Annotated in this window: 10 protein-coding genes; 4 read left to right on the forward strand and 6 right to left on the reverse strand. The window is 32.3% G+C overall.

The features are described from left to right. The first annotated feature begins 180 nt into the window (after window positions 1–180). Complete coding sequence (locus Q0870_RS07250) at window positions 181–1,338, forward strand: sulfurtransferase (protein WP_298553843.1); 1,158 nt, start codon at window positions 181–183, stop codon at window positions 1,336–1,338. A 174-nt stretch (window positions 1,339–1,512) separates the two neighbouring features. On the opposite strand, the gene Q0870_RS07255 is transcribed toward Q0870_RS07250, so the two are convergent. From Q0870_RS07255 to recG, 5 genes are all read right to left on the reverse strand, one after another. After that, window positions 1,513–3,603, reverse strand: a complete 2,091-nt coding sequence (locus Q0870_RS07255) for a mucoidy inhibitor MuiA family protein (RefSeq protein ID WP_298553845.1) — start codon at window positions 3,601–3,603, stop codon at window positions 1,513–1,515. A 114-nt stretch (window positions 3,604–3,717) separates the two neighbouring features. Next, on the reverse strand, window positions 3,718–4,137 hold the full coding sequence (locus Q0870_RS07260; protein ID WP_298553846.1) for a DCC1-like thiol-disulfide oxidoreductase family protein: 420 nt from the start codon (window positions 4,135–4,137) through the stop codon (window positions 3,718–3,720). Continuing rightward, window positions 4,134–6,299 carry a DNA mismatch repair protein MutS gene (locus tag Q0870_RS07265; RefSeq protein WP_298553848.1) on the reverse strand — a complete coding sequence of 722 codons (2,166 nt, stop codon included), beginning with the start codon at window positions 6,297–6,299 and terminating at the stop codon, window positions 4,134–4,136. Before Q0870_RS07265 ends, Q0870_RS07260 begins: the two co-directional genes overlap by 4 nt. 234 nt (window positions 6,300–6,533) lie before the next feature. Next, window positions 6,534–7,115 carry a tRNA-(ms[2]io[6]A)-hydroxylase gene (locus Q0870_RS07270; RefSeq protein WP_298553850.1) on the reverse strand — a complete coding sequence of 194 codons (582 nt, stop codon included), beginning with the start codon at window positions 7,113–7,115 and terminating at the stop codon, window positions 6,534–6,536. Between the two features lie 452 nt (window positions 7,116–7,567). After that, window positions 7,568–9,670, reverse strand: a complete 2,103-nt coding sequence (gene recG, locus Q0870_RS07275; protein WP_298553852.1) for an ATP-dependent DNA helicase RecG — start codon at window positions 9,668–9,670, stop codon at window positions 7,568–7,570. A gap of 194 nt (window positions 9,671–9,864) precedes the next feature. On the opposite strand from recG, the gene Q0870_RS07280 reads away from it, so the two are divergent. The 3 genes from Q0870_RS07280 (at window position 9,865) to Q0870_RS07290 (ending at window position 14,597) form a co-directional block, all read left to right on the forward strand. Next, a complete protein-coding gene (locus Q0870_RS07280; RefSeq protein WP_298553853.1) occupies window positions 9,865–11,553 on the forward strand; it encodes a histidinol-phosphatase HisJ family protein in 1,689 nt (562 codons plus the stop codon). A gap of 119 nt (window positions 11,554–11,672) precedes the next feature. Beyond that, a complete protein-coding gene (locus Q0870_RS07285) occupies window positions 11,673–13,631 on the forward strand; it encodes a M1 family metallopeptidase (RefSeq protein WP_298553854.1) in 1,959 nt (652 codons plus the stop codon). Between the two features lie 39 nt (window positions 13,632–13,670). Beyond that, on the forward strand, window positions 13,671–14,597 hold the full coding sequence (locus Q0870_RS07290; RefSeq protein ID WP_298553855.1) for a patatin-like phospholipase family protein: 927 nt from the start codon (window positions 13,671–13,673) through the stop codon (window positions 14,595–14,597). On the opposite strand, the gene Q0870_RS07295 is transcribed toward Q0870_RS07290, so the two are convergent. Beyond that, window positions 14,583–15,104 carry a hypothetical protein gene (locus Q0870_RS07295; RefSeq protein ID WP_298553856.1) on the reverse strand — a complete coding sequence of 174 codons (522 nt, stop codon included), beginning with the start codon at window positions 15,102–15,104 and terminating at the stop codon, window positions 14,583–14,585. The two genes, Q0870_RS07290 and Q0870_RS07295, sit on opposite strands and share 15 nt — an antisense overlap. Between the last annotated feature and the right edge of the window lie 260 nt (window positions 15,105–15,364).

Consider the following 15,364-nt stretch of genomic DNA (forward strand, 5'->3'; position numbering starts at 1 on the left):
ATTTGCCCGCGTTAGGGATTGTAGTGGATAGCCCACAGCTTTTGCGCCTTAGCGCAGAAGCGAGGACTTGTAACGGAAAGCCCGACCCTTTTGGGTAACGCCCAAATAATTTTTGTTAGATTTTTTTGTGGTACTAAAAAGTTTTACATTTATAATAATCTTCAATATTTAAAATAAAAAATGAGTTTTAATATAAATTTAAATTCATCAATTGTTTCAGTAGAATGGCTTCATGAAAATAGGAACGCCGATAATCTTATTGTATTAGATGGAACTATAAATAAGGTTTTTGATATTACTTTGGAGCAAATTCCAAATGCTAGACTTTTTGATATTAAAAAGAAGTTTAGTGATGTGTCTAATCCGTTTCCTAGTGCATTTCCTTCTGCTGAACAGTTTCAGAGAGAAGCTAGAAATTTAGGTATAAACCAAGATAGTATACTTGTGGTTTATGATGATAAAGGAATTTATTCTAGTGCTCGTGTTTGGTGGTTGTTTAAAGCTTTTGGTTTTGATAATGTTGCGGTTTTAAATGGCGGATTTCCTGCTTGGAAAAAGGTTGGTTTTGACACTGAACTTATGCAAAATTATGATGGCGAAAAAGGTGATTTTGTGGCGAATTTACAATCTGGTTACATGCAGTTTTTTCAGGATACACACTATGCATCACAACATAAAACGCACAAAATAATTGATGCCCGTTCTACTGGTAGGTTTAATTGTGAAGTGCCAGAACCTAGAGCAGGTTTGCGTATGGGGACGATTCCTAATTCGGTTAACTTACCGTTTACAGATTTATTGGATGATGGTGTTTTGAAATCTAAAAAAGACCTAGCTAAAGCCTTTTATATGGTTGCTGAGCAGGATGAACCTATTATTTTTTCTTGTGGATCTGGACTTACAGCTTGTGTATTGGCTCTAGGTGCTGAAATTTCTGGATATAAAAACATTTCAGTTTATGATGGTTCTTGGACTGAGTATGGTGCTTTAACAACTGGTGATATGGAAAACCCAAAAACATGGACCAAAGATGAATTGTTAGCGTACATTTTATTATATGTTTCAAATTCTGATTTATATGAATCTAGAAGAGAACAAAAGTATATTTTGAGTAGAGTTGATAAGCATGTTTACAAGCGTGTAAGTGGGCAATTTGAAATAGATAATGACTATCAAGCGCTGCACAATATTATTGAGGGTGTAAAAGCACATGATTATTTCCGTAATGATTTAGTAGATTTATTTGCTGATATTAAATTGATGGCTTTTGCTGATGGTGAGTATAATTCTATGGAGCAAATGATATATACGCACTTAAAAAAAATTCTTAAGGACTGATATGTTTAATGCTTTTGGAGGTAGTTTGTGGAAAAAAATTAGCTGCATCTTCTAAACATAATTTTTATGCTTAAAATAAGAATACGAATAAGAATGTGTATTTTATTTTGAGGAGTTTGACGTAAAATATCAGGGATTAAATTTGAAATTAACCCCTGACAAAATAAGTTGTTTTTACAAATTAACTTTTCTATACCTTGGATATTTAAGAGTATAAGAAAACTGATATTTATTAGATTGATTAGGTGAAATAGAAGTTTTCCATGTCATAATACCTTTTTTAGAATCGTAATCTGAAGTTCCAGTTTCAATATCATCCACTTTTATATCTCTATTTTGACTTACAGGAATTCTGTCAACAATAACTATATCTATGGCTGTAGGCTTATTGTTTTTTAATTCTATTTCGTAAGCTTTCTCTAAAACTCTATTATTTCCAATAAATGTGTTTTTCTTAAAACTGTTTATCGGGTTTCTTTTAATAGCAACATTTGGGTCTACACCTAATGAAACTGTTAAGCTATCCGTTGTAGCGTATGGGTTTATATTAGTGATTCCAGAATAACTGTCTTCAAAATACACATTAACTTCTCCTGGTAATAAATTGTACTGTTGCCAATCTCCAATTTTTGCAGTTAAAAACACGTTTTCATTAATAACAGGTGCTGAAAAATATGAGAATTTTGCAGGAACGGAATATTTGTCAATTTCAATAACGGTAATGTTTCCATCAGATGCTACGGTAGATAGTTTTTGAATTTCAAAATTAGTATTTGTGATGCCTTCAGTAATTATATCTCCTGAAGATGTGTAATTTCCTTTTTTGGTTGTTATTACTATAACTCCGTTTGATGCTCTACTTCCATAGATATTTCTTGCAGAAGCGCCTTTTAATATATCTGCACTAGCTATCATATCTGGGTTAATTCTTTTAAAATCATTAGCGTTACTTGTCACTCCATCTATAACGTATAAAGGAGTTCCTTTCGTTTTAAATGAGCCGATTCCTCTTATTTTTATGTTTGATGTACTAGAAACACCTGAAACGCTTGCAACGCTCCCTGAAAGTACTGAATTAGAGTTAGTTCCATATCCAACCACTACAACTTCATCTAAAGCACTAACATCTTCTTGTAAACTCAAATTAATTACACTAGAATGAATCGGAATAACTTCACTATTAAACCCCACATAAGATACTTCAAGCTCTTTGCCACCATCAGCTTTTAAACTAAAGTTGCCATCAAAATCAGTAGTAGTTCCATTAGTTGTTCCTTTTACTAAAACTGTGGCTCCAGGTAATGGTGTTCCAGAAGCATCTGTAACAATACCACTAATCTGTTTTATAAAAGGGTTGAACTTAAGATTGTAGTTTTTAGTGGCGTTTTCACTTTTATAATTGCTATATCTGCTTATAAAATTCAAATATTTTGGGCTTACATCGGGTTTAATATTGTTTATGTTTGGGTCGTTTGTAGATAGCGTTAATTTTACATCATTCCAGCTAATTCCTGTGTTTTGATAAACATGCGCTTTGTAATGTAAATCCAGAGGTTTGCTAATATCTTTCGCTTTTAAATCGTAAATAGGGAACCAACCTGCGTTTTTAACGTTATATTTTAAAATAAGCTTGAGTTGTTTGCTAGAAGCGGTGTTAAGCTTTACTTTTATTTCACCTGTTTGAATTTTATCATCTACATTTAATTCGGTAAGTTGCTTTTTAATATCATCAATTTGTTCGTTGTAGGCTCGTTTCTTTTTTAATGATGTATGAATCAGTTTATTTACTTCTGTTATACGTATTCTGTAATACTCAGCAAATTGTTTTAATTTTTCAAGACTTACAACTTGATTTTCATTTCCTAGTTTTCTATTTTCTTTTATAATATTCAGTTCTTCCTCATAACCAGACATTACATCTTCTTCTAATCTAATAGCGTCATTTAGTTTTTCAATATCATTTTGAAGTTTTTCAATAGTTTCTGATTTATCCAATTTTGACAAATGATTTATAGCATAATTAATTGATAGAATTGAAGCATCATCCAACCCAGAAATTTGAATACTATTTTCCTGAATATGTGGCGATAATTTAATAAACGAAAACTCCGTTGTTCCAACAGGTAAATTAATTGTGGCTAAGCGTGTTACTTGCGCACCATCTACAAAAACGGTTACTGCTTTTACCGATGATGTTGTTGGATTAGTATTATTAGCAAATAAAATTGAAGTACATAATAGAAATAAGATGCAAAGCTGTTTCATGATTAGTTATTTTAAGTTTCCAATAAAACTATAACCAAAGCATGCACAAAAAAATAAGGAATGAGTAATTGGTAACTATAAATGAGTTAACAGGTGATTTGAGTGAGTTTGAAATTATCCCAAAAACTTACTCTGTAGTTCTGGTGTAGGAATCATACAAGTCTCTTTTTTACCATACCATTTGTATCTGTTTTTGGCAATAAAATCGTAAACCCAATTGCTTATAAAACTAGGTATAATAAGAAAAATAGATAACAAATTAGTAGGAACTCTCAATTGTGACGCTACTTTTAAAGCGGCTCTACTTTTGTAGTTAATTTTATCTTCCTCTGGATTGTAAAGAATAATAGAGTCTACCGTATTGGTGTTTATATTAAATTTCTCAATAATGTGTTTACCAGCTTCACTTTGTAAGGGCGCAAACATAAACTGGTTTTTTTGGTCTCGCTTTATAACATACAAAACAGAGCTGTTGCAAAGGTTGCAAACACCATCAAAGAGGATTAATTTTTTATGTTTTGGGATATTTATCATTTTTTTGCTTCCACTAATTCCAATTGATCTAAACTCACATTGGTTGTAAAAACACCATAATTTACAACAGCTTTGTTTTTTTCAATTTTATCAATAGTCCCAATTGCCCGTCCATCTTCCATTCTTACGCGATCTCCAATTCGTATTATTGCTTTTGGTTTAGGCGATTCAATAGCTTTTTGTTTTGCTATTTTTTTCTTTTTTCGGATTACGTTTACTTTCTTTTCGGCCTCTTGTTTTACTTGGTTTTCTTTATGTTTTATTGCTTTCTTTTGCTTAGCCGTTACCTTTTTACGTTTAGAGTTTTCAATCTGAACCACTTTAAACAATTCCGCCATCAATTCGCGTTTCTGCTTATTTTCAAAGTATTTTTCGGCTATGTCATTTACTTTTTGTCCTAAGTAAATTAAACGCTGGTTACTATCGTATAATTCTTGATAGCTTTCTAACTTCTTTTGAATTTTAGCATTAATTTCTTCAAGCTTATCTGCTTCTTCTAGTTTTTTCTTTTCGTTTTGTTTTAAAGACTGTCCTGTTTTTTCTAACCGAGAACGTTCTTTTTGTAGCTTAGCTATCGTGGCATCAAAACGTACTTTGCTACGCTCAATCTTCTTTTTTGCACGATTTATCAAACTGTATGGAATACCATTCTTTTGAGCAACCTCAAACGTGAAACTACTTCCGGCTTGACCGATAACGAGTTTGAATAAGGGTTCTAAGCTACGTTCGTCAAACAACATGTTAGCATTTAGCATAAAAGGCAACTCGTTGGCTAGTATTTTTAAGTTTGAATAATGGGTTGTAATTATGCCATAAGCTTCTCTGTGATAAAATTCTTCAAGAAAAGTTTCAGCCAAAGCACCACCAAGTTCGGGGTCGCTTCCAGTACCAAATTCATCAATTAAAAAAAGTGTGTTTTTGTTACACTTCTTCAAAAAATAATTCATCTGTTTTAAACGATAGCTATACGTGCTTAAATGATTTTCAATGGATTGATTGTCGCCAATATCACTTAACACACGATCAAATAAACAAACTTTACTACGTTCGTGTACCGGAATTAGCATGCCGCTTTGAAGCATAACTTGTAATAGCCCCACGGTTTTTAATGTGATACTTTTTCCTCCTGCATTAGGCCCAGAAATAACAATAATCCTACTGTCTTTTTTTAATTCTATAGTCTGCGGGAATGTTTTTTCTTTTTTCTCTAAATTATTTAAATAGAGTAGTGGGTGGTAAGCGTCGCGTAAATACATACTCTTGTCTTCCGAAAATTTTGGAAGAATGCCATTCATAGATTTTGCATATTTCGCTTTCGCGGAAATAACATCAATATCAATTAAGAAGTTTTGATAATCTTTTAATAATGGTAAAAATGGGCGTAAAAAATTAGTAAGTTCTTTTAAAATCCGAATCACTTCTTCCTGTTCTTCGTATTCTAAATTATTAAGTTCTCTACTATATTGTAAAGTAGTTTCGGGTTCAATATAAACAATACTTCCAGTTTTACTACCGCCCATGATAGACCCTTTAACTTTACGCCTGTACATGGCTTTTACAGCTAATACGCGTTTGTTGTCTACTACAGATTCTCGAATATCATCTAAATATTCAAGATTGTGATAGGTGTTTAAGGCAGAACTAAAACTCGAATTTATTTTTCCTCTTATCTTGTTTATAGATTGGCGTAAATCAAATAATAAATTTGAAGCATTATCTTTTATGTCTCCAAATCTATCAACAATACCATCCACTTTTTCAATAATAATTTTAGTGACTTCAATATGCGATGCAAAATGGCTCAAATTAGGGTAATACTCCTCAAATTTATTTAAAAAAGTTACAATAGCATTTACAGCTATAGATATGGCTACTATTTTCTTTAAGCCATGCACTTCTAAATATGTATTTTCAATATTGAGCAGCTTTATTTCTTTAGTAATCGTATCGAAACCATGATTTGGTATACGGTTATCATTATAAAATGACGATACATACTCATTTGTTAAGTTAAGTGCAATTTGTAATTCTTCGTGAGTTTTATACGGTGCAATTAGTAATGCTTTTTCATGACCAAGAGGCGTCACACAGAGTTCACTAATGTGTTGCAAAACCGTTTGAAACTCTAAATCTTGTAATGTTTTTTCGTGAATATGAATCATGCTTAAGTACGTACGCTATAAATAAAACGAAGTACAAAGTTAAACAATCTAACGATGTTTTTTGATAAAGAAGTTGTAAGTGTTAAAATGTTAATTAACAGTATTTTACTAGTATTTAACAAAAAACTAACATATGTGAATGTGTTTTCTTTCTAACTTGAAAAACAAATCGACAAACATCAATCAAACTCAATCAGTAATTAAAGCTTAACTATATTTTAGTTAAGCTTTTTTTTAACCATGAATGGTTTCAGACTTTCCGTAATTCTGAATGACTTCTGCTTCAAAGACAATAAGTTCTTGCCAGCGTTTGTCTACATCTATACCTTTCCCGTATTGGCGGGCAAACCCAATAAATGTGGTATAATGTCCAGCTTCACTAATCATTAACTCGTGGTAAAATTTTGAAAGTTCTGGGTCTTTTATTTTTTTTGATAATAATTTAAAACGTTCGCAACTTCTAGCTTCAATCATAGCTGAAAACAACAACCTATCTACCATGCTTTGTTGTCTGCTACCGCCTTTATTCATAAACTTATAAAGCTCGTTTACGTAGCTATCTTTGCGTTCTCTACCTAGTTTGTAACCACGTTCTTTAATGATATTGTGTACCATTTGGAAGTGTTCTAATTCTTCTTTGGCTAATTCTAGTAAATCTGTAACTAGTTCTTCATGCTCAGAATTATGCGTAATTATAGTAATGGCATTGGTGGCTGCTTTTTGCTCACACCATGCGTGGTCTGTTAATATTTCTTCAATATTTGACTCTACAATATTTACCCAACGTGGGTCTGTTGCTAATTTTAAACCAAGCATATTTTTTTGTTTTTTGTAAAAATAAGTATAAACATTAAAATATGGGATTAAATTATTTGGGCATTACCACAAGGGGCGGGCTTTCGGTAGTCGCTTTTTTGTGTTGCATAGGTGCAACAACACAAAAAGAGCTTCAACAATACCTCAATCCCTAATGCGGGTAACGTGTATCAATAAAATTTCTAAATTCAAAAGGTGTTTTTTGATTTCAATAATAAAAAACCCACCCCTTAATCCCCTCCCAAGAGGGAGACTGAGTGAATTATTTTATAAAGAAATTTATAATGATGAAAAATACGAAAGACTAAAAAAGGTAGATTTAATTCTCGTAATACTTATTCTAATAAACGATAAACATAAAAACACCTAAAAACCTTCCCCTCTTGGGAGGTGGGTTTTATAACGTAAATATTTAATTTAGAGTAATTTTTATTTAAGCAAGAATAAAAAAATCAAGAAATATAGTTCCAAATATTTTTATACTTACCGAGTTGTTTGTATGTATTTAAAAAGATTTGATTTTCAGGAAGTGCAAGTGAAGGGTCAATTTTTAAAACAGATTTTGCATGATACCTGGCCAGTTGTAAAATATCGTTATCCTTAATAATATCTGCAATTTTTAGGTTTAAAACACCGCTTTGTTGGGTGCCCATAATATCTCCTGGACCTCGTAAACGGAGGTCTACTTCTGCAATTTCGAAACCATCATTAGTTCTAACCATGGTTTCTAAGCGGGTTTTACTGTTTGTGCTGAGTTTATGACTTGTCATTAAAATACAATAACTCTGTTCGGCGCCACGACCTACACGCCCGCGTAATTGGTGCAATTGTGATAACCCAAACCGTTCTGCACTTTCAACAATCATAACAGAGGCATTAGGAACGTTAACTCCAACCTCGATAACGGTGGTGGCTACCATAATTTGAGTTTCGCCTTTAATGAAACGTTGCATTTCGTAATCTTTATCGGCAGGTTTCATTTTACCATGCACTATTGATGTTTGGTATTTAGGCATGGGGAAATCTCTAGAAATACTTTCGTAACCATCCATCAAATCTTTATAATCCATTTTTTCGTTTTCTTGAATTAATGGGTAGACAATATAGATTTGCCTTCCTTTTTCAATTTCATCACGAATAAATTTGAAAACATTTAAACGATTTTTATCATAACGATGAACCGTTTTTATAGACTTTCTCCCCGGTGGTAATTCGTCAATTATTGAGGCATCCAAATCGCCGTAAACAGACATGGCTAAAGTTCTTGGAATTGGTGTTGCCGTCATTACTAAAACATGAGGGGGAAGCGAATTTTTCGTCCACAATTTACTTCTCTGTTTAACCCCAAATCGATGTTGCTCATCAATAATTGCGAGGCCTAAATTCTTAAATTTCACCTTGTCTTCAAGTAGGGCATGAGTGCCAATTAGGACTTGTAACTCGCCATTTTTCAAAGATTCATGAATAATTCTTCGTTCTAAAGTTTTAGTTGAACCTGTTAGTAATTTTACCCTGATATTCAATTTGTTAGACCATTCAAGTAATCCGTTATAGTGTTGTACTGACAAAATTTCAGTTGGTGCCATTAAACACGCTTGAAAGCCATTGTCAATCGCCATGAGCATTGACATAAACGCTACAATGGTCTTCCCAGAGCCCACATCACCTTGTAAAAGCCGATTCATTTGTGCATTGCTTCCTAAATCTGCTCGAATTTCTTTTAAAACACGTTTTTGTGCGTTGGTTAATTCGAAGGGTAAATGGTTTTTGAAAAATGAATTAAAATGTGTTCCAACTTGATTAAATGGAAAGCCTTTTATTTTTGATTTATGAATTAAATTCTTGATGATTAATTGCAATTGAATATAAAATAATTCTTCAAATTTTAACCGAAATTGTGCTCTGGAAAGTAGCTCTTGAGTCTTCGGAAAATGCACATTAAAAAGTGCCGATTGTTTGTTGATTAATTTTAATTCTGAGCGTAAATTATTAGATAGTGTTTCGTTAAATTTCCCGTTGGTTTCAATAAAAAGTTGTTGCATGATTTTGTTAATCACACGATTTGTTATGCCTTTATTGTTTAATTTTTCGGTTGAAGGGTAAACAGGTTGCATCGCAGAACGTAAATTTTTATCATGTTCTTCTTGAAGCTCTAACTCTGGATGTGCCATATTAAACTTGCCACTAAACCAATTGGTCTTTCCAAACGCTACATAGGTTTTATTCAGCTTTAAGCTTTCTCTTATCCATTTTTGCCCACGAAACCATACCAGCTCCATAGTTCCGGTCTCATCTTGAAATGTACCAACTAGACGTTTCCCGCGTTTTTGAGCTACTTCCTTAAATCCTGTTATTTTTCCAATAATTTGAACATCTGCATTGTTGCGCTGTAATTGATTGATTTTATAATACTGTGTTCTGTCAATGTATCTATTTGGGAATAAGTTAATTAAATCTTGATAAGTATGAATACCTAATTCCTTGCGTAGCAAATCAGCACGATTTGGACCAACGCCTTTTAAATAATCTATAGGAGTTTGCAGGTTTACAGACATAGAAGCGAATTTAAGCAAATCAATTAAAAAATATGGCTTATTAAATTCTTAAAAATTAGTTCTATTTGAGATATTTTTATTTGTATAACTGTTTTCTTTCTGAAATATGTTTAAAAAATTAAATAATATAACATAATTGTATTTCAATGGTTAAATTTGGTATTCTTAAAAGATAATTTAACGCATATTGATTGATGAGAAAACTCAACGAATTTATTTGGGAAACGCACGGTATTCATGCAGGAACAGAGCAAGATCATGTTAAGCATGGTATTGATAAATTAGAAGATATAGTGGATAAAGCTATTGAGGCTGGTAACCCAAGTATAACGTTTATAATTCACTCACCCCGATTAACTAACTTTCGTTATACTGCTGAAAGAGATACTAATGTGAAGTTTATTCGTGGTAATAAATCGTATTTAAACTATCCAAAACGCATTGCTGATCTTCGTGAAAAATATGACGAACGTATAAATATTAAGTATGGCGTTGAGTTAGAGTGGATGGGGCCAGATGTTGGCTTGCAATGGAGTCGGTCTAAAATATTTCAGGCTGAAGATGCTGATTATGTTATTGGTTCTGTGCATTTTGCACCTGAAGGCTTACCTTATGATGGGTCAAAAGAAGAGGCTCAAGAATTATTAAAAATGCGCGGTAGTCTTGAAGCGTATTGGGGTGGCTATTTTGATGAAATGACCCAAATGATTGAGAGTTTTGGAGATATGATTCAAATTATTGGGCATATTGATTTACCAAAATTGAATGTTGAGATGCCGGAGTCGTTAGTAAATTTTGAATCAAGTGCACATCCATTAGCTAATAAATTCAGAACACTTTTAGAGCTTATAGCTGATAGAAACTTGTCTTTAGATGTGAATATGGCTGGTAAGTTTAAAGGTGTTGGTGTGTATCCTATTCAGAGTATATTAAGGCGTGCAAACGAGCTTCAAATACCAGTATGTGTGGGTACAGATACACATCATGTAAGATACTATGGCTTAAACTATAAAGAAAGCTTAGAATATATTCATGAAGCGGGTTATGAGAGCTATGTGAGTTACTCAAAGTTAATTCCTGAGAAACGTACCGTTTATGATGATCATGGTTTAAAAGTAAAATATACGGTTTTAAATAAGGGAATTGAGCTGTTAAATCAAAGACTAGACGATAATCAAAGACGTATTATTCCTGATTTTTCTTTTGGTGGTTCGTTTTCTGAGTTTGTAGATTTATACAGAAGTGCCACGGGTATGGGAGATTATAATGCTATTAGAATTCGTAAGTGGGGCAAGTCAATTACCGTAACAAACGAAATTCCTAAGGATACTCAAACTATTGTTAATGGTTTGTTTTCTGAGCATTTGGATGCGCCAGGGGTTATTTCATCATTATTTAATACGCTGGCTTCAGAAGGTATTAATGTTGAAACTGCTCGCTTAAAATCTAATAATGATGGTACTGCAGTTGCATTTTTATCTATTGATAATAAAAATGGTAAAGTTCAAAATGCTATTGATTTTGCAATGGGTACCGATACGGAACTTTTTAAAGATTTAACCTATCAAGAAAATGCAGCTATGCCAAATTATTATAATGAAGGTGTGTATCTGCTTGAGTTAGATGGTGTAAAATTAAATTTGGCTTTAAGTGATAAGGTTATTATAACAAAGCATCATAATGCTCCAGGGGTATTGCTTATATTGTTGTCTGCATTGGCTTCAAATCAGATAAACATTAAAGATTTGCGTTTAGGAAAGTTGAATGATGTAGGATATTCTGCCTTGGCTATTGATGGTGATAGTTATTTGGTAAAAAATTTATTATCAAAATTAGGTGCCCAATATTATGAAGCTAATTTGATTGAGTTTCATAGTTTTTAAGATTTATATCCCGTTTTTGGATTAATCTTTGATATACCAATTTAGATACTACATTATATGTTTAATTTGGTATTAAATTTAAAAACATGAATCGAATCTTTTTAATTTTATGTTTTTGCGTGAATCTTCTAATAGCGCAGCAAACCAAATTTGTTGATTTTAAAAAAATTGAAACAGTATTGGCTTTCAATCAAATGAAAGTAGATAGTACGGTTTTTAATTCTTATGAAATAAAGTTTGATATTTTAAAGCAGACAGATTCTATTTACTTGGATGCGATAGGTATGAAGTTCTTAAATGTGGCTTTAAACGAGGTATCTGTTAAATATAAGAATGATGGCAAAAAGCTTGTCATATATAACGATTTTAAAGCTTCTGCATCGCATACCTTAAACTTTCTGTTTTTTGCTTCACCTAAAAAAGCGATGTATTTTATAGGTTGGGATAATGATTCTAGAAATCAAATTTGGACTCAAGGTCAAGGAAAAAATACAAGTCATTGGTTACCATCTATTGATGATATGAATGATAAAATAGAGTTTGATATAAGTTGTGTAGCTCCAAAAGGTTATCAGGTAATTTCTAACGGAAAGATGGTTTCTAAAAGAGAAACATCGATACATAATTTATGGGAATTTGATATGGAAAACCCCATGTCAAGCTATTTAGTAGCATTGGTTGTAGGTAACTATGATAAAAAAGTAACCTTTTCAAAAAGGGGAATTCCTTTAGAAATGTATTATTATCCTGAAGATTCGTTGAAATTTGAACCAACTTATCGCTACTCTAAACGCATGTTCGATTTTCTTGAAGAAGAAATAGGTGTTCCTTATCCTTGGCAAAACTATAAGCAAGTTCCTGTAAAAGATTTTTTGTATGCTGGTATGGAAAACACAAGCACAACTATTTTTGCAGATAGTTTTGTAACCGATTCTATTGCGTTTGTAGATAAAAACTATGTAAATGTTAACGCTCATGAATTAGCACACCAATGGTTTGGTGATTTGGTTACAGAAACTTCAGGAACACACCATTGGCTTCAAGAAGGTTTTGCAACGTATTATGCTTTGTTAGCAGAACGCGATATTTTTGGAGATGACTATTACTATTGGCGATTATATGAATACGCTCAAGAATTGTTAGAACAGGATAAAGCAGGAGGAAGCACCTCGTTATTAAACCCAAAATCGAGTAGCACGACTTTTTATAAAAAAGGAACTTGGGTGTTGCATATATTGCGAGAAAAAGTAGGGGATGGGGCTTTTAAAAAGGGTGTTAAGAATTATTTATTGAAACATCAATTTAAAAATGTTGAGACTGAAAACTTTATAATAGAAGTTGAAAAGGCTAGTGGTGTGGATTTAAGTGAGTTTGTAAAAACTTGGCTAGAGGATGAAAAATATCTTTACGAAGATTGTATCAGTTCATTAAAGCAGAATTCAAAAGAAATTTCAAGAATGTTTGCCTTAGATCAAGAATTAATGTTTTCGTCTCATTCATTAGAATATAGTGTGGACAGATACTGGGGTAAAGCTATTGGCTCTAAAGTAAAGGCACATTTGTTTTCGAGAGATGAAATCAATATTGTACATGATAGTATTATTAGAAAAGGACTAAATTCAAATGATTTAAAAGTCCGTCAAGCGATTGCTCAAAACCTGACTAAAATACCCTCAGAATTAAAATCAGAATACGAGTCTCTTTTAAATGATAAATCATACATAACTATTGAAGCTGCCTTATTTAATTTATGGAAAAACTTCCCGCAAGACCGACAAAAATATTTAGATAAAACCAAAAATATTCAAGGGTTTAGCGATAAAAATGTTAGAACTTTATGGTTGGCATTAAACTTGGTTTCACCTGATTTTGAGGATAAAAACATACGAAACATTTACAAGGAACTAACAGATTATACAAGTCCAAAATATGGTTTTGAAATACGCCAAAATGCATTTCAATATTTAAATCAAATACAGGCTTGTAATGATGGTTGTAAAGAAAACTTAAAACAAGCTACTAAGCATCATAACTGGCGATTTTCAAAGTTTGCAAAAGAACTCATAAAAGCCAATTAGTTAAATGTTAAGTTTTTATATTTACATACAATTTTAATTATGAAAGCATTAGTAATATCAGGAGGAGGAAGTAAAGGTGCCTATGCAGGAGGTGTAGCAGAGTATTTGATTACAGAAGAAGGTAGAAACTATGATATGTTTTTTGGAACATCCACAGGGAGTTTGTTAATTCCTCACTTAGCTGCTGGTAAGATTGAAAAAATCCATAAAGTATTTACTAATGTAAATCAAGGTAATATATTTAGTGTTAATCCTTTTGTTGTGCGTAAAAAAGGAAATAGAGAGTTTGTGTCTATTGATTTTTTAAACTCTTTATGGCAGTTTATTAAAATGAAACGAACCTTTGGAGAGAGTAAAGCTTTACGTCGTTATCTGAAAAAGAATTTCACTTACGAAGAGTTTATGGCTATAAAAGAAACTAAAGATGATGTTGTTGTAACGGTTTCTAATTTGTCTAAAAATATTGTAGAGTATAAGTCTATAAAAGATTTTAGTTATGACGAATTTTGTGATTGGATTTGGATATCTTGTAACTATATACCTTTTATGTCTTTGGTTAAAAAGAATGGCTTTGAATATGCAGATGGAGCCTTTGGTTGTGTGGTTCCTATTCGAGAAGCTATTTTGCGAGGCGCCACAGAAATTGATGCGATTATACTAGAGTCTGAAAGTATGGCTTATAATAAAGTGCTTGGTAAAAACCCGTTTTCTTTAATGCTAAATTTGTTTGGGCATTTACTGGATCAAGTTGAACGAAGTGATATTTTGATTGGTAAATTAGCGGCGAAAAATAAAGATGTAAAGCTTAACTTGTATTATACGCCTGCAAAACTAACAGAGAACTCTTTAGTGTTTAATAAAAAATTAATGACATCTTGGTGGCAGCAGGGGTATTATTATGCAAAAAAGAAGTGTGAACAAGCACGTTCTAATGAGTTGCGTGAAACTGATTTACCACAAGTCTGAAACTTCTTCTTTTATAAATGATAAGGCTGCGTCACTTGGTGAAAGGCGGTCCATCATCTCGGTTAAAACAACTTCTCTTAGTTTGTTTGCTGTATCTGTTTTTTCCAGCATACTGGCTTTTCTAATGAGTTGAATTGTGGCATTTTTTGCTGTAGTAACAATGCTCCAGCATTTGTCGCTAATGTATATTTGTTGTGATAAATTATGTTCAAATTCTTGTTCTATACTTTGTATAAGTAAAGATTCATAATCTTCTTTAATTGAGGATGTTGGAGTAATTCTAATAAGTAATTTTGAAGGCGATATACGTTCTAGAAAAAGCGCCATGCGCTCATAGGCTTGGAGGCGTAATGGCATCGCATTTACTTGCATGTCTTTCTTTAATAAAAAGCGTCTTCGACCATCTTCATTTTTGGTGTGTTCTTTAAAAAAGTGATAAGCTATAATCCCCACAATTAACGAAGGTATTGCAAATAAAAACAGGTCTATAATTCGGCTAATTTCCATAAAAAAAATATTTAATTACAAACATAAGCGGTTTGTTCTTATTGTACAAAAATTATTTATTGAGTAAATTTGATATATTGTTGTAAACATAATTATTTATGAACTGAGGTTGCAATGAATTGCGTAAGGGATAGAAGCGGCATCCTTTTTAAAACTTTGGAAGTAATAAATTAAGTATAGAGATAGGCTTTTACAGATTGACACATCGCTCACTAATCGCAATGACGTTTTAAAAAGATATAGCGAATAGCCCGACCCGT

The sequence above is a fragment of the uncultured Algibacter sp. genome, assembly GCF_947487575.1.
GTDB lineage: Bacteria > Bacteroidota > Bacteroidia > Flavobacteriales > Flavobacteriaceae > Algibacter_B.